Annotated in this window: 26 protein-coding genes; 3 read left to right on the top strand and 23 right to left on the bottom strand. The window is 41.6% G+C overall.

The annotated features are described in order from the left end of the window. Positions 1 to 10: 10 nt before the first annotated feature. From OM33_RS03805 to murB, 3 genes are read right to left on the bottom strand one after another with little or no spacing between them, the layout of a single operon-like run. On the bottom strand, positions 11 to 685 hold the full coding sequence (locus tag OM33_RS03805; RefSeq protein WP_038638958.1) for a type III pantothenate kinase: 675 nt from the start codon (positions 683 to 685) through the stop codon (positions 11 to 13). Then, positions 685 to 1,677, bottom strand: coding sequence for a bifunctional biotin--[acetyl-CoA-carboxylase] ligase/biotin operon repressor BirA (birA, locus tag OM33_RS03800; protein WP_038638956.1), 993 nt, complete (start codon positions 1,675 to 1,677; stop codon positions 685 to 687). The genes OM33_RS03805 and birA overlap by 1 nt, the downstream gene beginning before the upstream one ends. Continuing rightward, positions 1,665 to 2,675 (bottom strand): UDP-N-acetylmuramate dehydrogenase, encoded by a 1,011-nt coding sequence (murB, locus tag OM33_RS03795; protein ID WP_038638953.1) that lies wholly within the window; start codon positions 2,673 to 2,675, stop codon positions 1,665 to 1,667. The genes birA and murB overlap by 13 nt, the downstream gene beginning before the upstream one ends. A gap of 154 nt (positions 2,676 to 2,829) precedes the next feature. Between murB and OM33_RS03790 the strand changes: the two genes are divergently transcribed. After that, positions 2,830 to 4,629, top strand: a complete 1,800-nt coding sequence (locus tag OM33_RS03790; protein ID WP_407681048.1) for a M1 family metallopeptidase — start codon at positions 2,830 to 2,832, stop codon at positions 4,627 to 4,629. 30 nt (positions 4,630 to 4,659) lie between these two features. On the opposite strand, the gene OM33_RS03785 is transcribed toward OM33_RS03790, so the two are convergent. Then, positions 4,660 to 5,307: a DUF2057 domain-containing protein gene (locus OM33_RS03785; protein ID WP_038638947.1), complete on the bottom strand. Its 648-nt coding sequence runs from the start codon at positions 5,305 to 5,307 to the stop codon at positions 4,660 to 4,662. A gap of 83 nt (positions 5,308 to 5,390) precedes the next feature. Between OM33_RS03785 and OM33_RS03780 the strand changes: the two genes are divergently transcribed. Both OM33_RS03780 and OM33_RS03775 read left to right on the top strand, forming a co-directional pair. Continuing rightward, the gene (locus OM33_RS03780) at positions 5,391 to 5,756 is read left to right on the top strand and encodes a histidine triad nucleotide-binding protein (RefSeq protein ID WP_038638944.1); all 366 of its coding nucleotides are present in this window, start codon (positions 5,391 to 5,393) and stop codon (positions 5,754 to 5,756) included. A 101-nt stretch (positions 5,757 to 5,857) separates the two neighbouring features. Next, positions 5,858 to 6,514: a helix-turn-helix transcriptional regulator gene (locus OM33_RS03775; protein WP_038638941.1), complete on the top strand. Its 657-nt coding sequence runs from the start codon at positions 5,858 to 5,860 to the stop codon at positions 6,512 to 6,514. 234 nt (positions 6,515 to 6,748) lie between these two features. Here OM33_RS03775 and rplQ read toward each other — a convergent pair whose 3' ends face one another. From rplQ to OM33_RS03685, 19 genes are all read right to left on the bottom strand, one after another. Next, the gene (gene rplQ / locus OM33_RS03770) at positions 6,749 to 7,147 is read right to left on the bottom strand and encodes a 50S ribosomal protein L17 (RefSeq protein WP_038638938.1); all 399 of its coding nucleotides are present in this window, start codon (positions 7,145 to 7,147) and stop codon (positions 6,749 to 6,751) included. 32 nt (positions 7,148 to 7,179) lie between these two features. After that, positions 7,180 to 8,166 (bottom strand): DNA-directed RNA polymerase subunit alpha, encoded by a 987-nt coding sequence (locus tag OM33_RS03765; protein ID WP_038638934.1) that lies wholly within the window; start codon positions 8,164 to 8,166, stop codon positions 7,180 to 7,182. 25 nt (positions 8,167 to 8,191) lie between these two features. Beyond that, a complete protein-coding gene (rpsD, locus tag OM33_RS03760; protein ID WP_038638931.1) occupies positions 8,192 to 8,812 on the bottom strand; it encodes a 30S ribosomal protein S4 in 621 nt (206 codons plus the stop codon). A gap of 21 nt (positions 8,813 to 8,833) precedes the next feature. Then, positions 8,834 to 9,220: a 30S ribosomal protein S11 gene (gene rpsK, locus OM33_RS03755; RefSeq protein ID WP_010562279.1), complete on the bottom strand. Its 387-nt coding sequence runs from the start codon at positions 9,218 to 9,220 to the stop codon at positions 8,834 to 8,836. A 13-nt stretch (positions 9,221 to 9,233) separates the two neighbouring features. Then, positions 9,234 to 9,590, bottom strand: coding sequence for a 30S ribosomal protein S13 (gene rpsM, locus OM33_RS03750; RefSeq protein ID WP_010562278.1), 357 nt, complete (start codon positions 9,588 to 9,590; stop codon positions 9,234 to 9,236). Between the two features lie 124 nt (positions 9,591 to 9,714). Beyond that, positions 9,715 to 9,828, bottom strand: coding sequence for a 50S ribosomal protein L36 (gene rpmJ, locus OM33_RS22315; protein WP_010562277.1), 114 nt, complete (start codon positions 9,826 to 9,828; stop codon positions 9,715 to 9,717). Positions 9,829 to 9,850: 22 nt separating this feature from the next. Beyond that, a complete protein-coding gene (gene secY / locus OM33_RS03745) occupies positions 9,851 to 11,179 on the bottom strand; it encodes a preprotein translocase subunit SecY (RefSeq protein ID WP_038638928.1) in 1,329 nt (442 codons plus the stop codon). A gap of 12 nt (positions 11,180 to 11,191) precedes the next feature. Further along, positions 11,192 to 11,626, bottom strand: a complete 435-nt coding sequence (gene rplO / locus OM33_RS03740; RefSeq protein ID WP_010562275.1) for a 50S ribosomal protein L15 — start codon at positions 11,624 to 11,626, stop codon at positions 11,192 to 11,194. A 4-nt stretch (positions 11,627 to 11,630) separates the two neighbouring features. Continuing rightward, positions 11,631 to 11,810 carry a 50S ribosomal protein L30 gene (rpmD, locus tag OM33_RS03735; RefSeq protein WP_010562274.1) on the bottom strand — a complete coding sequence of 60 codons (180 nt, stop codon included), beginning with the start codon at positions 11,808 to 11,810 and terminating at the stop codon, positions 11,631 to 11,633. A gap of 6 nt (positions 11,811 to 11,816) precedes the next feature. Further along, positions 11,817 to 12,317 carry a 30S ribosomal protein S5 gene (rpsE, locus tag OM33_RS03730; protein ID WP_038638924.1) on the bottom strand — a complete coding sequence of 167 codons (501 nt, stop codon included), beginning with the start codon at positions 12,315 to 12,317 and terminating at the stop codon, positions 11,817 to 11,819. Between the two features lie 9 nt (positions 12,318 to 12,326). After that, positions 12,327 to 12,677, bottom strand: a complete 351-nt coding sequence (rplR, locus tag OM33_RS03725) for a 50S ribosomal protein L18 (RefSeq protein ID WP_010562272.1) — start codon at positions 12,675 to 12,677, stop codon at positions 12,327 to 12,329. Positions 12,678 to 12,686: 9 nt separating this feature from the next. Then, positions 12,687 to 13,220 carry a 50S ribosomal protein L6 gene (gene rplF / locus OM33_RS03720; RefSeq protein WP_038638922.1) on the bottom strand — a complete coding sequence of 178 codons (534 nt, stop codon included), beginning with the start codon at positions 13,218 to 13,220 and terminating at the stop codon, positions 12,687 to 12,689. A 13-nt stretch (positions 13,221 to 13,233) separates the two neighbouring features. Continuing rightward, a complete protein-coding gene (rpsH, locus tag OM33_RS03715) occupies positions 13,234 to 13,626 on the bottom strand; it encodes a 30S ribosomal protein S8 (RefSeq protein ID WP_038638920.1) in 393 nt (130 codons plus the stop codon). 21 nt (positions 13,627 to 13,647) lie between these two features. Then, the gene (rpsN, locus tag OM33_RS03710; RefSeq protein ID WP_010562269.1) at positions 13,648 to 13,953 is read right to left on the bottom strand and encodes a 30S ribosomal protein S14; all 306 of its coding nucleotides are present in this window, start codon (positions 13,951 to 13,953) and stop codon (positions 13,648 to 13,650) included. Between the two features lie 10 nt (positions 13,954 to 13,963). Next, the gene (gene rplE, locus OM33_RS03705; protein WP_010562268.1) at positions 13,964 to 14,503 is read right to left on the bottom strand and encodes a 50S ribosomal protein L5; all 540 of its coding nucleotides are present in this window, start codon (positions 14,501 to 14,503) and stop codon (positions 13,964 to 13,966) included. Between the two features lie 15 nt (positions 14,504 to 14,518). Continuing rightward, the gene (rplX, locus tag OM33_RS03700; RefSeq protein ID WP_038638916.1) at positions 14,519 to 14,833 is read right to left on the bottom strand and encodes a 50S ribosomal protein L24; all 315 of its coding nucleotides are present in this window, start codon (positions 14,831 to 14,833) and stop codon (positions 14,519 to 14,521) included. 10 nt (positions 14,834 to 14,843) lie between these two features. After that, positions 14,844 to 15,212, bottom strand: coding sequence for a 50S ribosomal protein L14 (gene rplN, locus OM33_RS03695; RefSeq protein WP_010562266.1), 369 nt, complete (start codon positions 15,210 to 15,212; stop codon positions 14,844 to 14,846). Between the two features lie 323 nt (positions 15,213 to 15,535). Beyond that, positions 15,536 to 17,473 carry an AsmA family protein gene (locus OM33_RS03690; RefSeq protein WP_038638914.1) on the bottom strand — a complete coding sequence of 646 codons (1,938 nt, stop codon included), beginning with the start codon at positions 17,471 to 17,473 and terminating at the stop codon, positions 15,536 to 15,538. 59 nt (positions 17,474 to 17,532) lie between these two features. Next, positions 17,533 to 18,954, bottom strand: coding sequence for an aminotransferase-like domain-containing protein (locus OM33_RS03685; RefSeq protein ID WP_038638912.1), 1,422 nt, complete (start codon positions 18,952 to 18,954; stop codon positions 17,533 to 17,535). Positions 18,955 to 18,972 lie beyond the last annotated feature (18 nt).

The following is an 18,972-nucleotide window of genomic DNA, read 5'->3' as shown; positions in this document are numbered from 1 at the left end:
CATGCAATTTTTAATATGCAACCAAACCTCGCAGTACTAAATCTTCAATAAATTCGCTATTTTCAATGTGCTCTGATAATAGTTTTCCGTATCCACCAGTACATAATACGCGAATATTTTTACCAAATAAGGCCCTTACTTGTTGCACCAAGCCTAAATTTGCAGCCAAACAGCCAAAGCTTAACGCTTCTGGTGTGTTTATTCCGACCTTGTTATCAAATGTGACGTCTTCATTTGCAAATACTTTTTCTGCACGCATTGTGATTGATTCCATCATCAAATCGATACCAGGAATAATCCATCCACCTTTATGCACACTGCCATCAATTAATACATCTACCGTTGTAGCAGTACCTGCATCGATAACAATGGAGGATGTCTTGGGATATAAATGAGCTGCGGCCAACACAACAAGCCAACGATCTATGCCTAGGTTTTGAAACTCTGGATAAGCACAACTAACACCTTTGTGTTCTGCTGTTACCTGCGCAAAGATAGTTTCGACATTATTCGCTTTTGCGGTAGTAATTAACTGATCAAGCTTGGCATTAGCTCGCACACTCGCGATTAAAACTTGCGTAATTGACTGCCAATCCAAGCCTTGCTGCTCAATAAAAGTGATTTTGCCCGCTTGGTAAAGGGCGAGTTTTAATGCTGTGTTACCTACGTCAACTAATAACTTCATTATGGGTTTACCTTACGTACTGAAATTTCGCCGCCGTAATATGTTTTCTCAATACCATCTTGGCGCAACACTAGCCCGCCTTGCTTATCGATGCCCACACAAATTCCCTGCCACGCCTTTTGCCCTGTATGAAGTGTAATTAGTTGTTCAGCAAACGCGTTAACCTTGTTCCACTCTTGATACATTTCACTTAAACCTGAAGCTTGATACTGTGCCAACCGCTTTTCTAAATAAAATGTCAGCGCAGCAGCTAACTCATTTTTATTTACCTCAAGTCCTAAGCGTTTTAAATCAACCCAAGCTTGATCGATATATTCGCTGGCACTTTCTGGCATTGCGATATTCAAGCCAATTCCTATCACTAAATGGCAAGGGCCTTCGGGTTGACCATCCAGCTCTACTAACACACCTGCTAACTTTTGATTATCTACTAGAATATCGTTAGGCCATTTCAAATTTACTTCGATATTATAAAGCGACTTGATGCAATCGTAGATTGCTAATCCCACCGCTACACTCACCCCCATTGCAGCCTGTAAACCATCCTCAAGTAGCCAGTAATAACTATAATAAAGGTTTGCACCAAAGGGCGATTGCCAAACACGGCCGCGCCTACCACGACCCGCATTTTGCATTTCAGCAACAACTACAGTACCCGAAGTAAGAGCTTGCTTACTTGCTATACGTTGCATTAGTTCAGTATTCGTTGAGTCGATACTGGCATAGGTTTCAAAGTTACCAGTATGGCCTGCCAATTTTTGAAATTCAGATTCAAGTGTAGGCTGCGAAATTAAGGCTATCTCTTGGTTCAAGCAATAGCCTTTATTATTGACTTTGTAAATATCTAGGCCGAGCTCCCCAAGTGATTTAATATGTTTTGCAACCGCAGCTCTACTAATACCCAATTTTTCTCCCAAAAGCTGACCTGAAACAAATTCACCATTTTTCAACGCTTGAAGAATTGCTAGCTTAGTACCCGCTATTTGTGACATTTATCTGCCTCTATTTTGGTTTCACCACTTTTTGCGATGAGCCTTACCTCATGTTCAAGGGCAACATCAAATTTTGCCATTATCACATTTTGAATATGCTTTATCATGGCAATCAAATCGTTATTAACTGCATTTTCTGCATTAATTAAAACCAAAGCTTGTTTGTTACTGACTTCAACCCCGCCTATTTTAAAACCTTTTAAGTTTGCCTGGTCAATCAACCAGCCTGCGGCTAATTTAATATGCGTATCAGACACAGGATAAGTTGGCATCTTTGGATAGTTACTTAATAGAGCATGCGCTTGTTCTTTCAAAACTATCGGGTTTTTAAAAAAGCTGCCACTGTTCGGTTGTATATTTGGATCAGGCAGCTTACTGGAACGAATTGCGACGACCTCATCCATTACTTGCTGTGCTGTTGGTGCCTGTAAAGATCGCAAGGGTCCATAGCTTAAATTGGCTTGCCACTCTTTTGATAACTCAAACTCCACCATTGTAATTACAAACTTACCAAACAAGGCATGTTTAAATATTGAATCTCGGTAAGCAAATTCACACTCTTTATTACTTAATACTTGCTGTTCTCCAGTTTCGACGTCAAAACCAACGACCCTGCTGATTAAGTCTTTAACCTCAACACCATAAGCGCCAATGTTTTGTACGGGTGCAGCACCTACCGTGCCAGGAATAAGTGCCAAGTTTTCAAGGCCATACATGCCTTTTTCAACACAGTGACATACAAAGTCATGCCAATTTTCACCTGCGGCAACTTGAATAACATAGCTAGTTCCCGTATCTGTTACTGTTATTCCTCTATTGGCCATTTGAATTATGTGACCTTCGAAGTCATCAACAAATATTGTGTTACTGCCTTCACCAAGAATAATGTAAGGGGTATGCCAATCAATGCTTTCTAGTTCCTCAGGATGCTCGATTCGCGTCACGCTATTTGCACATGCGGGTAATGCAAATGTGTGGTAGTGCTGTAAAGAAATCAAAATAGGTGCTCAAATTACCTAATTATAAAATTACGCTCATATTAACGCATTCTTTTACTCAACGCATAGAAGTGCGTATTATTGACAAAAATTGTATACAACCTGTTTTTAGGAAAAGCACATGAAGCTAAACGCTATTGCGAGCTTAGTCGCAATGACATTATCTGGCACCACTCTCGCTGCTTATGATGAGCATACTTTTGGTAATTTAGACGATGTTCTTTCTACGCATATTCATTTAGATCTTGAAATTGATTTTGAAAAGAAACAGTTACAAGGTTTTGCAGAGCACACATTAGATTGGCAGCAAAAAAATACTAAAAAGCTTGTACTAGACACACGCGATTTAGAAATCGATAAAGTAGTTTATAAAGATAGTGCTGGCAATTGGCGTCAGGCAAGCTGGCAGCTTGCCAAAGATGATGGCGTTAGAGGCGCAAAACTGACCATTAATTTTGCTAAGCAAGCTGAAAAGGTACGTATTTATTACAACAGTTTACCGCAAGCATCAGGCCTTCAGTGGCTAACACCAGAACAAACAGCCACTAAAACACAGCCATTTATGTACAGTCAATCACAGGCAATTCATGCTCGCAGCTGGATCCCTGTACAAGATACACCGGCAATGCGTGTTACATACACTGCTCGTATTCAAACACCAGAAGACGTTCGTGCAGTTATGAGTGCAGATAACACAGATGCATTTATAAAAGACGGTGATTATCAATTCACTATGCCTCAAGCCATTCCCCCTTACTTGATTGCAATTGGTGCAGGTAACTTAGAATACAAAGAAATGTCACACCAAACTGCGATTTTTGCAGAGCCAACAATTCTCGATGCATCAGTTGCTGAGTTTAATGACACGCAAACCATGATTGAGAAAACCAATGCTATTTATGGCGAATATGCTTGGGGTCGTTACGATTTATTAATGTTACCACCAAGCTTCCCATTTGGAGGCATGGAAAATCCGCGTCTTTCTTTTATTACTCCAACCGTTGTCGCTGGTGATAAGAGCCTCGTTAACCTTATTGCTCATGAGCTTGCTCATTCATGGTCTGGCAACCTAGTCACTAACGCAACTTGGGAAGATCTATGGCTGAATGAAGGTTTCACCTCATACGTAGAAAATCGCATTATGGAAGAAGTCTTTGGTCGTGATCGCGCAGTGATGGAACAAGCATTAGATACCGCAGCGCTAAAAGGCCAAATGCCAAACCTTGAACAAGGCGATACTCGATTAAACCTTAAGTTGAATGGTCGTGATCCGGACGATGCATTTAGCAAGGTTCCTTATATTAAAGGTATGCTATTTTTGATTTACCTTGAAGAAAAGTTTGGACGCGACCGCTTTGACGACTTTGTTCGAGGTTACTTTAAAGAGTACTCGTTTAAGTCGCTAACAACTGCAGAATTTGAAGATTACTTGGCTGACAATCTACTTAATAAATACCCGGGTATTGTTTCTGTAGAAAAGGCAAAAGAGTGGATCCATCAACCAGGTTTACCTGAGGATGCACCCAACCCCACATCTGATGCCTTTATCAAAGTGGATAGCGCCGCAAAAGCATGGTTAAAATCAGGTGACATCACCGCACTGCCTACCGGTAAGTGGACGGTGCATGAATGGCTACATTTTATCAATAATCTGCCACGCGATTTATCAATTGATAAAATGTCACAATTAGATAGCGCCTATAATCTAACACATTCAACCAACGATGAATTAAGCTTCGCTTGGTATATGCTAGCTGTTGGCAATGGCTATCAACCGATTTATGGCCCATTAGAAGAACACCTTGTGGGTATCGGCCGTCGTAAGTTAATTGTCCCTTTATATAAAGCGCTTATTGCCAACGGCAAAAAAGAGTGGGCACTGGCTGTTTACCAAAAAGCCAAACCCGGTTATCACCCACTTGCTCAAGGTACGGTAGAAAACTTATTTAAATAATTACTATGTTGTAACTTAAAAAGGCAGCACTTAGCTGCCTTTTTTATTTGCTAAAAACGCCGCTTTTTCCTGTTCACTAGCTTGCGACCACCAAAACTCTAACATATTCAATGCACTTGGTTGTTGACTAACCGGTGCACTCGTTGCTTGATTAGTAGCCACTTTAGCTTTAGGTGGTGATTTTGGTGCATAGGCAGTGCTGTTAGAAGGAATTTTTCCAATTGTGGATGAAGTTGGCAAATCTGCCATGTTATTTGTTTCAGTCGAGAGAACTACATGCGCTTTTACGGGCTCTAGACGCAGTGCTTGGTTATTCGTCCCGCGTTCTTTGAAATTTGCGAATGGACCTTTAATATACCTTTTTGCCCCGGCAATATCATCAGCACGGGGCATTGATATCTGATAAGTTGCTTCACTTTTATCAATATTGACAACAAGCCAAAACGGATCAGACTCAATTACTTCGTGCTCATCGTAATCAATCTCGTAAAGATCTTTGTACTTAACTTTAATTTTATGCTGCCCTTGTGGCACCGTTACTTTATCTACGCTTGAAAATAACGAATGCTCTACTTTTTCATCATTTACTTGAAGAGGGATTATTTCTTCAGAAAATTTGATAGTTGCACCATAAACTATTGTTGGTAATAAAAGACTAAGCGTTAATATATTTTTCATAAGCATTCCAATAAACCCTTGCAGATATATTCCATCAATCTAAACTGGCATAATTCAATAAGAATTACTACTAGGATGTTGGTATGAGTCAAGATACCCTTTTCACTAAAATTATTAATCGCGAAATTCCTGCAGAAATTGTTTATGAAGATGAATTTAGCCTAGCCTTTAAAGATATTAATCCACAAGCCCCTTATCATGTTTTAATCATTCCAAAAAAGCCTATCGCAACAATAAACGATATTGAGCTTGATGATAGAGAAGTTGTTGGCCATCTTTATTATGTAGCTAAACAGCTAGCCTCTGAAAATGGTTTTTCAGATGATGGTTACCGTGTTGTGATGAACTGTAATGAACATGCCGGTCAAACTGTTTTTCATATCCACCTGCATATGCTCGCTGGTAAAGTTTTAGGCTGGCCTCCTTACACTGACAAAGAAAAGACCTAGATAAAAGTATTAACTTGTTTAAAAAAACAATACAAAAGTTTAAATATTGTGTTAAGCTTCAACAATAATTTAGTTGAAGCTTTTTTTTGTTGAGTTAAACAATGAACAACACAGCGTTTATTATTCTAAACACAAATCCGACTAATAATTCTGGATTAGAAGTATTAAAGCCATTACTTACCACGCAAGGCTTAAATGTAATGCATGGTTTTGATGGAAAGGAAGTTCCGAGCAACACCCGTCTTTTGTTTATCGAGTCTAATGGCGATAATGTTTGGCAACGTTTACAAATGCACATTGCAGAACTGAAATGCGATTGCGATATAATTTTGTTCAATATCTGTGAAAATACTGAACTTGCTAATCGTGCGCTGTTATCTGGCATCCGTGGTGTGTTTTATGAAACTGATAATGCCGACGTGTTAATGAAAGGCATTCGTTTATTACTCGACAATCAACTGTGGTTCCGCCGTGATGTAATGTGTAGTGCGTTAAATCGTTTACTGCAATTCAATAAAGAAGCAATTAATCAAATTACTGATGCTGAATTAGAGCCGGTAAAACTCACTAAACGTGAACGTGCAATTATTAGCCTTATGAGTAAAGGTGCTAAGAATAAAGAAATTGCTGATGAGCTAAATATTAGCCCACATACAGTTAAAACCCATTTGTACAGTGCGTTTAGAAAAACTAACTGCCGTAATCGCATCGAGTTACTTTCATGGGCTCAGTACAATATGCCTAACGAATTACGTTAGCCAACCTATTTAGTTTTCCCCTTTTGATACCGGGTTCTGCCCGGTTTTTTATTGCCTAAAATTCAGGGTTCAGGGTTCAGGGTTCAGGGTTCAGGGTTCAGGGTTCAGGGTTCAGGGTTCAGGGTTCAGGGTTCAGCAAACATTTTTAGCTGTTTAAACCGAACTTTCAACATTCAACCTTATTCAGGCAATAAAAAAGCCGAGCATTTGCTCGGCTTTTTAATTCTTTAAATCTTACTCTGCAGACTGCGCGTCTTCTTGAACTTCTTCAGTCGCTGGGCGATCTAGTAGTTCAATGTAAGCCATTGGTGCGTTGTCACCAGTACGGAAGCCACACTTAAGAATACGAGTGTAACCACCTGGACGATCCGCGAAACGAGGACCAATCTCAGTGAACAATTTACCAACTACTTCTTTATCACGCGTGCGAGCAAACGCTAAACGACGGTTTGCAACGCTATCAGTCTTAGCCAGTGTGATTAAAGGCTCAATTACACGGCGTAACTCTTTCGCTTTAGGCAAAGTAGTTTTGATGATTTCGTGCTTCACCAAAGAACTTGCCATGTTGCTGAACATCGCTTTACGATGACTGCTGTTACGGTTTAATTGACGACCACTCTTACGATGGCGCATGACCCTATCCTTCTAACTAAACTTATCGTTGATTATTCAGCTAAGCTTGCAGGTGGCCAGTTTTCTAGGCGCATACCTAGAGATAGACCACGTGAAGCAAGCACGTCTTTAATTTCTGTAAGTGACTTCTTACCAAGGTTTGGTGTTTTAAGAAGCTCAACTTCAGTACGCTGAACAAGATCACCGATATATTGAATTTGCTCGGCTTTCAGACAGTTCGCAGAACGTACAGTAAGCTCTAAATCATCAACAGGACGAAGTAGAATCGGATCAAATTCCGGCTTCTCTTCTTTCTCTTCTGGCTCAGCCACATCACGTAAATCTACGAATGCGTCTAACTGCTCAGCTAGAATAGTAGATGCACGACGGATTGCCTCTTCAGGATCAATCGTACCATTTGTTTCCATGTCGATAATTAGCTTATCTAAGTCTGTACGTTGCTCAACACGTGCTGATTCAACCGAGTACGCAATACGCTCAACCGGGCTAAATGAAGCATCTAGCAACAAACGACCGATTGGGCGCTCATCGTCTTCAGAGGAAATACGGCTCGACGCTGGAACGTAGCCACGGCCACGTTGAACGCGAATACGCATGCTGATTTCACTGCTATCAGTCGTCAGGTGACAAATCACGTGATCTGGGTTAGCAACTTCAACACTGTCATCGTGTTGAATGTCAGCAGCGGTTACAGGGCCAACGCCTGATTTAGTCAGGGTTAGAAATACTTCATCTTTCTCGTGTAAAGAAACTGCTAAGCCTTTAAGGTTTAGTAGAATTTCGATGATGTCTTCTTGAACACCTTCCTTCGCACTGTATTCGTGTAGTACGCCGTCGATTTCAACTTCAGTCACTGCACAACCTGGCATTGATGAAAGTAAAATACGACGAAGTGCATTACCTAAAGTGTGACCAAAGCCACGCTCTAGAGGCTCTAAAATTACTTTAGAACGCGATGTACTTACAGCGTCGATATCGACTAATTTTGGCTTTAGGAATTCGGTAACAGAACCCTGCATGTGTATCCTCTCTTATCTTTTAACTTTACTTCGAGTAAAGTTCGACGATTAGCTGTTCATTAATTTCTGCAGACAGATCAGAACGCTCAGGTAAACGCTTAAATGTACCTGCTAGTTTCTTAGTGTCTACTTCAACCCAAGTTGGCTTCTCGCGTTGCTCAGCTAGTTCTACAGCTGCAGTAATACGAGCTTGCTTCTTAGCCTTCTCACGGATTTCAACTACATCTTCAGCTGAAACTGTGAATGAAGGAATGTTTACAACTTGACCATTAACAACGATCGCTTTGTGGCTTACTAGCTGACGAGCTTCAGCACGTGTGCTTGCGAAACCCATGCGGTAAACTACGTTGTCTAAACGTTGTTCTAGAAGCTGAAGTAGGTTTTCACCTGTGTTGCCTTTAAGACGAGCAGCTTCTTTGTAGTAGTTACGGAATTGCTTTTCAAGTACACCGTAGATACGACGAACTTTTTGCTTTTCACGTAATTGTAAACCGTAGTCAGATAGGCGACCTTTACGAGCGCCGTGTTGACCTGGTGCTGTTTCAAGCTTACATTTAGAGTCGATTGCTCTAACGCCGCTCTTAAGGAACAGGTCAGTACCTTCACGACGACTTAGCTTGAGCTTAGGGCCCAAATATCTTGCCATGTTATTTCTCCTAACCTATTGTTATACGCGACGTTTCTTCGGTGGACGACAACCATTGTGTGGAATTGGCGTCACGTCAGTAATGTTTGTAATACGGTAACCTAGTGCGTTTAATGCACGAACTGAAGATTCACGACCTGGACCTGGGCCCTTGATGAAAACTTCTAGGTTCTTTAAACCATATTCCTGAGCAGCAGTACCTGCACGCTCAGCAGCAACCTGTGCAGCGAATGGCGTAGATTTACGTGAACCACGGAAACCTGAACCACCTGCAGTTGCCCAAGATAACGCATTACCTTGACGGTCTGTAATAGTAACAATAGTGTTGTTGAAAGAAGCATGAACATGAGCCATACCATCAGCAACTTGCTTTTTAACCTTCTTACGACGGATTGGTGCTTTAGCCATAACTTACCCCACCTTATTTCTTGATAGGCTTGCGAGGACCCTTACGAGTACGCGCGTTAGTCTTAGTACGCTGACCACGTAGTGGAAGCGAACGACGGTGACGTAGGCCACGGAAACAACCAAGGTCCATAAGACGCTTGATATTTAGAGTAACTTCACGACGAAGATCACCTTCAACAGTGTACTTACCAACTTCTTCACGTAATTGGTCAAGAACTTCATCACTTAGTTCACCGATTTTTGTGGTCTCGGCGATACCAGTCGCTGCTAAGATAGCCTTAGAGCGAGTCTTACCTACACCATAGATGCTTGTTAAAGCGATAACAGCATGCTTATGGTCAGGAACGTTAATGCCTGCGATACGGGCCACTAACATATCTCCTATAAATGAATCTGATTATCATCCTGTTGGAAAGCCCGTATAGGATACCCAACCGATATCAGATTTCTACCAATGAAACAGGCCGAGCTTTCGCTCAGCCTGCATGACTTAATTAGCCTTGCCTTTGCTTATGCTTAGGATCGCTGCAAATTACACGTACAACACCTGCACGCTTAATAACTTTACAGCTACGGCAAATTTTCTTAACGGAAGCACGTACTTTCATAACTTAACTCCGTAGTCAACCCTTAGCGGCCGTAGCCTTTAAGGTTTGCTTTTTTCAGCACAGACTCATACTGATGAGACATCAGATGGGTTTGTACTTGTGCCATAAAGTCCATGATAACAACAACGATAATCAAAATTGATGTACCGCCGAAATAGAATGGCGTTTGCCATGCCATTGTCATGAACTCGGGCACTAGACAAATAAAGGTAATGTACAATGCGCCAGCTAAAGTTAGGCGTGTCATTACTTTATCAATGTATTTAGATGTCTGCTCACCTGGGCGAATGCCTGGGATAAATGCCCCTGATTTTTTCAGGTTGTCTGCTGTTTCACGCGGGTTAAATACCAACGCAGTGTAAAAGAAGCAGAAAAAGATGATTGCAGCTGCTAACACCATCGCATATAGCGGCTGTCCAGGAGACAATGCTAATGAGATAGTTTGTAATGTATCAGCAACCGGGCCTTCACCTTGACCGAACCAGCTCGCAATTGTACCAGGGAACAGAATAATACTACTAGCAAAGATTGGTGGAATAACCCCTGCCATATTAACTTTCAGTGGTAAGTGTGAACTTTGCGCTGCAAACACCTGACGGCCTTGCTGACGTTTAGCGTAGTTAACAACGATGCGACGCTGTCCACGCTCAAAGAACACTACCAAATAAGTTACAGCAAAAACGATTACCGCAATCAATAGTAGTACTAACGGTTGTAAATCACCTTGGCGCGCCATTTCGGCAGTCGAACCAATAGCAGACGGCAAGTTAGCTACAATACCTACAAAAATTAGAACCGAAATACCGTTACCGATACCACGTTCTGTAATTTGTTCACCCAACCACATCAGGAACATTGTACCTGTTACCAAGCTCACTACAGCAGTGAAATAGAATGCTGGACCTGGGTTAACCACCAGACCTGACATCATATTTGGTAAACTAGTTGCAATACCAATTGATTGGAATGTAGCTAGCACGAGCGTTGCATAACGAGTGTGTTGGCTGATCTTCTTACGACCTTGCTCACCTTCTTTCTTCAATTCCATGTAAGTTGGATGCATATGCGTCATCAACTGCATGATAATCGAAGCGGTGATGTAAGGCATAATACCTAACGCCAACACCGATGCACGCTCAAGTGCACCACCACTGAACATGTTGAACATTTCAACAATGGTGCCCTTTTGTTGCTCGAAGAACTGGGCCAATACTGCGGCGTCAATACCAGGGATCGGCACGAACGAGCCTAAACGGTAAATAATGATAGCACCTAATACAAATAGTAATCGGCGCTTCAGCTCCGCTAAGCCGCTTTGTGCACTTTGCATATCTAGACCTGGTTTAGCCATAGTACTTCCTTATTATTCTTCTATCTTGCCTCCGGCAGCTTCAATCGCTTCACGAGCACCTTTAGTCACTTTAAGACCTTTAACGGTAACCGCGCGAGAAACTTCGCCAGATTTAACTACTTTAACGAACTGAATGTTCTTTTTAACAATACCAGCTGCTTGTAGTGTGCTTAGTTCTACCACATCGCCTTCAACTTTAGCGATTTCGAACAGGTTCACTTCTGCAGATACTAGAGATTTGCGTGAAGTGAAACCGAACTTAGGTAGACGACGTTGCATAGGCATTTGACCGCCTTCAAAACCAACGCGTACTTTACCACCTGAACGTGACTTTTGACCTTTGTGACCACGACCACCAGTCTTACCAAGACCAGAACCGATACCACGACCAACACGTTTACCAGGTTTTTTTGCACCTACTGCAGGAGAAAGTGTATTCAATTGCATCGAATTAACCCTCAACCTTAACCATGTAAGACACTTGATTGATCATACCACGTACACAAGGAGTATCTTCTAACTCCACTGTGTGGTTGATACGACGTAAACCAAGACCACGTAAAGTAGCTTTATGCTTCGGTAAACGACCGATAGAGCTCTTTACTTGAGTTACTTTTACTGTATTTGCCATCGTGTCTTACCCCAGGATGTTATCAACGCTTAAACCACGCTTCGCAGCAACAGCTTCTGGTGACTTCATGTTGTCAAGAGCTTTAATTGTTGCACGAACTACGTTGATTGGGTTAGTAGAACCATATGCTTTAGAAAGTACGTTATGTACACCTACTACTTCTAGTACTGCACGCATCGCACCACCGGCGATGATACCTGTACCTTCAGCAGCTGGCTGCATGTATACTTTAGAACCAGCGTGACGACCCTTGATTGGGTGCTGTAACGTGTTTCCGTTTAATTCTACGTTTACCATGTTACGACGTGCTTTTTCCATTGCCTTTTGAATAGCAGCAGGAACTTCACGTGCTTTACCGTAACCAAAACCTACTTTACCAGCGCCATCACCAACTACAGTTAGTGCTGTGAAGCTAAAGATACGACCACCTTTAACTACTTTAGAAACGCGGTTTACTGCAACTAGCTTTTCAGCTAATTCAGGTTGCTTTACTTCTACGTTAGCCATTCTCTGCTCCTAGAATTGTAAACCGGCTTCACGCGCTGCATCAGCAAGCGCCTTAACACGGCCGTGATATTTAAAACCACTGCGATCAAAAGATAATTTAGCGATACCTTTCTCAACTGCACGTTCAGCAACTGCTTTACCAACTGCTTGCGCAGCTGCAACATTGCTTGTGCCTTCGATAGAACCACTAATCGCTTTTTCTACAGTAGAAGCAGCAGCTACCACTACACCCTCAGGATTTACAACTTGCGCGTAAATGTGACGTGGAGTGCGGTGGATAACTAGGCGAGTTGCGCCTTGTTCAATAAAGTTTCTACGAGTGCGTTTTGCACGACGTAGACGAGCTGTTTTCTTATCCATCGTTCTACCTTACTTCTTCTTGGCTTCTTTGCGACGCACGTGTTCATCAGCATAACGTACACCTTTACCTTTATACGGCTCTGGCTCACGGTATGCGCGAATGTTAGCAGCAACTTGGCCAACTAACTGCTTATCTGCGCCTTTAACCACAATTTCAGTTTGGCTAGGTGTTTCAACAGTGATACCTTCTGGAACTGGGAAGTTCACAGGGTGTGAGAAACCAAGCGTTAAGTCTAATACTTTACCCTTAGCTGCTGCACGGTAACCAACACCAACTAGCTGAAGTTTTTTCTCGTAACCTTCGCCTGCACCAACAACCATGTTGTTGATTAGTGCACGAGCAGTACCTGCTTGTGCCCAGCCGTCAGCAAAACCTTCACGAGGAAGAGTTTTGATTACGTTTTCTTCAAGCGTTACTTCAACAGCGTCGTTGATAGTGCGAGTTAACTCACCGCTTTTACCTTTAACTTTGATGTCCTGACCAGCAAGTGTAACTTCTACACCGGCAGGAACATTGATAGGTGCCTTTGCTACGCGAGACATAGTTCCCCTCCGATTAAGCTACAAAGCCGATGATTTCACCACCGATACCAGCACCACGTGCAGCACGGTCAGTCATCAAGCCTTTAGAAGTTGAAACGATAGCAATACCTAAACCGCCCATTACCTTTGGTAAGTCGTCACGTTTCTTGTAGATACGTAGACCAGGACGGCTAACGCGCTGTAGAGACTCGATTACAGCTTTGCCTTCGAAATATTTTAATTCTACAGAAAGCTCAGGTTTTACGTCACCAGCTACAGCGTAGTCTGTGATGTAACCTTCTTCTTTAAGTAGTTTTGCAACAGCAACTTTTAGCTTTGAAGAAGGCATAGATACTGAAACCTTCTTAGCCTGTTGGCCGTTACGAACACGTGTAAACATATCCGCGATTGGATCTTGCAAGCTCATTGTCTTACTCCCGTGATTCTATTACCAAGAAGCCTTTTTAAGGCCAGGAACTTCACCGCGCATAGCAGCTTCGCGTAATTTGATACGGCTTAAGCCGAACTTACGAAGGTAACCATGTGGGCGGCCCGTGATGTTACAACGATTACGTTGACGTGCAGGGCTTGAATCACGCGGAAGGCTTTGAAGCTTTAATACCGCGTCCCAACGATCATCTTCAGACGCATTTACGTCAGAGATGATTGCTTTTAGTGCTGCGCGCTTTTCAGCGTACTGAGCAACTAGTTTAGTGCGCTTTGCTTCGCGCGCTTTCATTGAATTCTTTGCCATAACCCTACCCTTATTTCTTGAATGGGAAGTTAAACGCTGTTAACAACGCACGGCCTTCCTCATCACTTTTCGCAGAAGTAGTGATTGTGATATCCATACCGCGAACGCGGTCTACTTTATCATAATCAATTTCTGGGAAGATGATTTGCTCACGTACGCCCATAGAATAGTTACCGCGACCGTCAAAAGACTTAGCGCTAACACCGCGGAAGTCACGAATACGTGGCATCGCAATAGAGACTAAACGCTCTAGGAAATCCCACATACGCTCACCGCGTAGGGTTACTTTACAACCGATCGGATAGCCTTCACGAATCTTAAAGCCAGCAACAGATTTGCGAGCTTTAGTGATAAGTGGCTTCTGACCAGAGATAGCTTCTAGGTCGCTTACCGCGTTCTCTAGAATCTTTTTGTCCGCTAGGGCTTCGCCCACACCCATGTTAAGGGTGATTTTCTCAATTCGAGGGACTTGCATGACAGAGCTGTAGTTGAACTCTTTTACTAGTTCAGCTACTACTTTGTCTTTATATACTTCATGCAGTTTCGCCATCGTATACTCCGACTATTAGATAGTTTTACCGGTAGATTTGAAGATACGTACTTTCTTACCATCTTCAATCTTGAAACCTACACGATCCGCTTTACCAGTTTCCTGGTTAAAGATCGCTACGTTTGATACGTCGATTGACGCTTCTTTCTCAACAATACCGCCTGGCTGGTTCAACTGAGGAACTGGCTTCTGGTGCTTCTTGATTAAGTTAACGCCTTCAACAAATACTCGACTAGATTCAGTTACAACTGAAAGCACTTTGCCGCGCTTACCTTTGTCTTTACCTGCAAGTACGATTACTTCGTCATCACGACGGATTTTTGCTGCCATGATCGACTCCTTATAGTACTTCTGGGGCTAGTGAAACGATCTTCATGAACTTATCGTTACGAAGTTCACGAGTCACAGGGCCAAAGATACGAGTACCAATTGGCTGTAAGCTATCGTTTAAGATTACTGCCGCATTGCTATCGAAACGGATTAAAGAGCCGTCTGGACGACGAACGCCTTTTTTAGTACGCACAACTACTGCGTTTTTAACATCACCTTTCTTCACTTTACCGCGAGGAATCGCTTCTTTAACAGAAACTTTGATGATATCGCCAATCGCTGCGTAGCGACGGTGCGAACCGCCAAGGACTTTAATACACTGCACTTTGCGAGCGCCGCTGTTATCAGCAACGTCCAGCTGAGTTTGCATTTGGATCATTTTATATGCTCCGGTGTAGTTAAAATTTGCCGTAAATTCATACAAATTCACGACCTAAACGTTTATTTGTTCACCATTAAGCGTGTCATCGACAGCTCAAGGGCGGGCAATTGTACCAGCAAACATGGATAAGTGGTAGGTTATTTTTTAATTAATTTAATGCTTAAACCAATGATAAAAAAAGCCTTGCAATAACAAGGAGTTTAAAAAACATACAGCACTATTCAGTTTTACTGTTAAACAAAATGGGGGATAAAATTTGAATATCAAGCGTTGAAGGCTTTGTTCACTAAACTCGTTTACAAAGCCTTATTAAATCATCTTTAATTAAATAAACTTTTTAGTTTGTCTTTAATTTTATCTTTGGCTTTATCTTTTGCTGCATCACCAATATCAGGTTTAACTTGCACATCGTGAAATGGCCCTTTAATACGAATTGGAATTTTAAAGCCTGTGCTTTGATCTTGTGTGCCTTGCCCTTCGATTGAATCAACAATGCCAGTCACTAAGCGATAGTTAATTTTAGTTGCCGGCAAATCAATATCACCATTACCAGAAACACGAATCAGCGGACTTTTCAGCGATAAGTCATTTTGCTTACTCACACCATCAACAAATTGAAAATTACCTGTAAGCGCTGAGAAATCGGTTTTCTCTGCATTATCAAACCCTTTTTCCAACCCTTTTGCGTCAAGGCCACCACCATTAATAAGCTGTTCAGCACTGCGCACCATCGCTGCAATGTTAGCGCCTTTAACGGCACCATCTTTAAAACCAAAACCAATTGCACCATGTAATGCATTTACAAACTCTTTTTGAGATTGGCCTTGGGTGTTAAGCGCAATAGTTAGCTCCCCTTTACCCATTAATTTGTCAAAGCCCACAGCATCACTAAGCAAAGGTTCAGCCTGAATACCTTCAAATGAGAATGACGTATTCATTTTATAGGGTGCACGTTTAGCAACCAATACAATCTGCCCGGTTCCATCACCTTCATACGCTTTAAACTTATCTAGGCCAAGTTGTGCCGTACCATTATTAAGTTTCAGTGATAACTTAGTTTCACCAAGTTTAATTTCTTTAAATTGAAAACCTGTCGCCGCAACTTTAATATCAGCATTAACAATGTTAAGCGCAGATAAGTCGATTTCACTGTCATCCCAAGCGATGGGTTGCGGCTCGCTTGGCGTTTGAGTTGTTTGCTCTTTTGATTCTTCAGGTACATCAATTGATTCAGGTAAGTAAGGGTTAACATTCAACATACCTAAATCAACATTGGCAGTAATCTTAGGCACATTTGTTAACGCTAGTTTGGCGGAGCCTTTAATTGCTAGTTCATCTAAGCTGGCATCGAGCTTAGATAAATTAAGCTCTTGTCCGACAAAACGCATTTCAGACACAATTGAAAATTTATTAAATGCATTGTCTTTCGCTATGAGCGCTTGATTTTGCCACTTAGCAAGCGCTTTAACCGAATCGCCCGTCACTTCTAATTTACCACTAAAATCAGTCATCTGTTTTGCAACTAACCCATCAAAGGTAAGGGACACCAAACGTGAATCTAATAAGGTTTTTAACGTAAAGTCTTGGCCTAACAATAGTTTTTCTGGTGTGTTAAGTGTGACATCTAATTCAAACTTCTCAGCCATATAAGTAACTGCGCCTTCTACTTTCAGCTCCTTTTTGAGCGAAGGTAATTTAATAGCTAAATCTAAATCTGTTACTTTTTGCGATGTATTATTTTGATGATCGATAAATGTAAAGCTACCGCCATAAATCGCAACTTCGCCTAATTGAATATCAAGCCCTTCAGGTAACCCTTGCGAAGCGCCTTGCTGAGAAGACCTTGAGTTTTCATCTTGCGCACCAGTAGTCTTAACCAGTTGCCAATTCACATCACCATTTGGCATCTTCTCTAATAGAATACTTGGATTATTAATAACAAACTTCTCCAGTTTGATATCACCTGTGAGCACTGAAAGGTAAGGAATATGAATGGCCAGTTGGTCCATCGATGCCATACTGGGCTGTGAACCCTGTTTAAAGTTTGAAAATGCTACATCGTTCAGCTCAAGCTTTAGCTTTGGGAAAACAGAGAGGGTTTTATCACCTTTAATTTCGAGCGTACGCCCTGTTGTTTGTTCAACAGACTGTGTAACTTGCTTAAAAATATAATCGACTGGAATAATAAATGGCAGCGCCACTATTAATGCAACAATGCCTAAAAATAAAAATCCAATAACTTTTGCGAACGTTTTCATTGTTTGTCCCTTAATTCACACCTATCGCTACTATAGCTAAGGCCCACTAAAGTTAAAACCTAGCTTGCTAAAAATAATAAGGTTTCTTCAACCAGCACACTTAACCCTTCGACCATTCTGGGTTCCCATGGCAAAGCAAAAGTAATTCTAAAATAGTTTTCAAAATCATTATTTGCTAAAAACATTTTTCCTGGTGCAATCGCAATATTACGCTTGAGTAAACGTTGAAATAGAAGCTCAGAACTTTTACCGCGAGGTAGTTTAAACCAAATACATGGTCCACCTTTTACAACAGCTACGCTCAAATGTGAATAAAGGGGTTTTAACAAAGCCTTTGTTAAACAGTACTGCTGCCACATTTGTTTACGTAACCTTGCTAAAAGTTTGCGATATTCCAATGACGTTATCATTTCACTTAACATCATTTGACTTATCATATCGGGTTTTTCAACAGTAATATGTTTGGTAAAAGAACACATATCAACGCATTGATGGCACACCATGTAACCGAGTGAAAAACTGAAACTGACCGTATCGGAGAAATCCCCAATACTAATTGCGGGTGTTTTATGATGGCTCTGCAGTAAATGGATAATCGACTTTGGACGCTGACCAGAAAAATAGAGCTCCCCTCGATCATATTCGATTAAAATCACATTGCGAGATTGCGCCCAGGTTATTAATGCTTGTTTATTATCATCACTCAGTAGCCGACCGGTTGGATCATTAAAGTTTGGATTAAAGATATAAGCCCTAAATGGCTCAGACAGAAACGCCTCATCCATCAAAGCGATTTCTTTAGTAAAATCGGCCTGCATAGGTACAGCCACCGTTTCGATGTTCAGCTGCTGCAAGTTAGCATTAATAAAAAATGAGCAAGGCGCTTCAACAGCCACCTTTTCATGCAATAGGCCGAGTGAAACCAATGCTAGATTTAGTGCATCGCTACGCCCATGCGTGATTAAAATATTTTCGCTAAATTGTAACTCTTGGCTAAATTCTAAATGCTTAGCCAGCGCATAACGTAGTTCTGGTAACCCCAACTCAAAGTTGTCTTGCTGCAACCGAAAAGGTCTTTTTGAAAACGCTTTTCGATAAAATTTATTAAGAGTCGCTTCATTATCAAGCACCGTAGAGGGGCCTGTACACGACAGCGGTAAAATAGATTCATCATTGAAAGAGTATTGCACCGACTCTGCAAGTGATAGCGCATTTAAATCACGTTTATTAATTACCTTGTCACCGAAGCCAAACAATAAATCATCATTTTGTTGTGTAACGAAATACCCCGATTTTGCTTTCGCTGTTACTAGTCCGGCTAACTCTAATTCATTTAATACCTTGGTCGAGGTACTAATTGACACATTATGTTCTTTGCTCAAAGCTCTTACGGATGGCAACTTGTCTCCGTTAACGTACTCACCCGAAACAATAAGCTGATGGTAATAATCTGTCAGTTGGCGATATTTAAAATGCGGCATCTGTACCCTAAAAAAAAT

Origin of the sequence: Pseudoalteromonas piratica, assembly GCF_000788395.1 — a bacterium.
GTDB classification, from domain to species: domain Bacteria; phylum Pseudomonadota; class Gammaproteobacteria; order Enterobacterales; family Alteromonadaceae; genus Pseudoalteromonas; species Pseudoalteromonas piratica.
The sequence above is the reverse complement of the archived record's forward strand: the minus strand, read 5'-3'. Positions and strand labels throughout refer to the sequence as shown.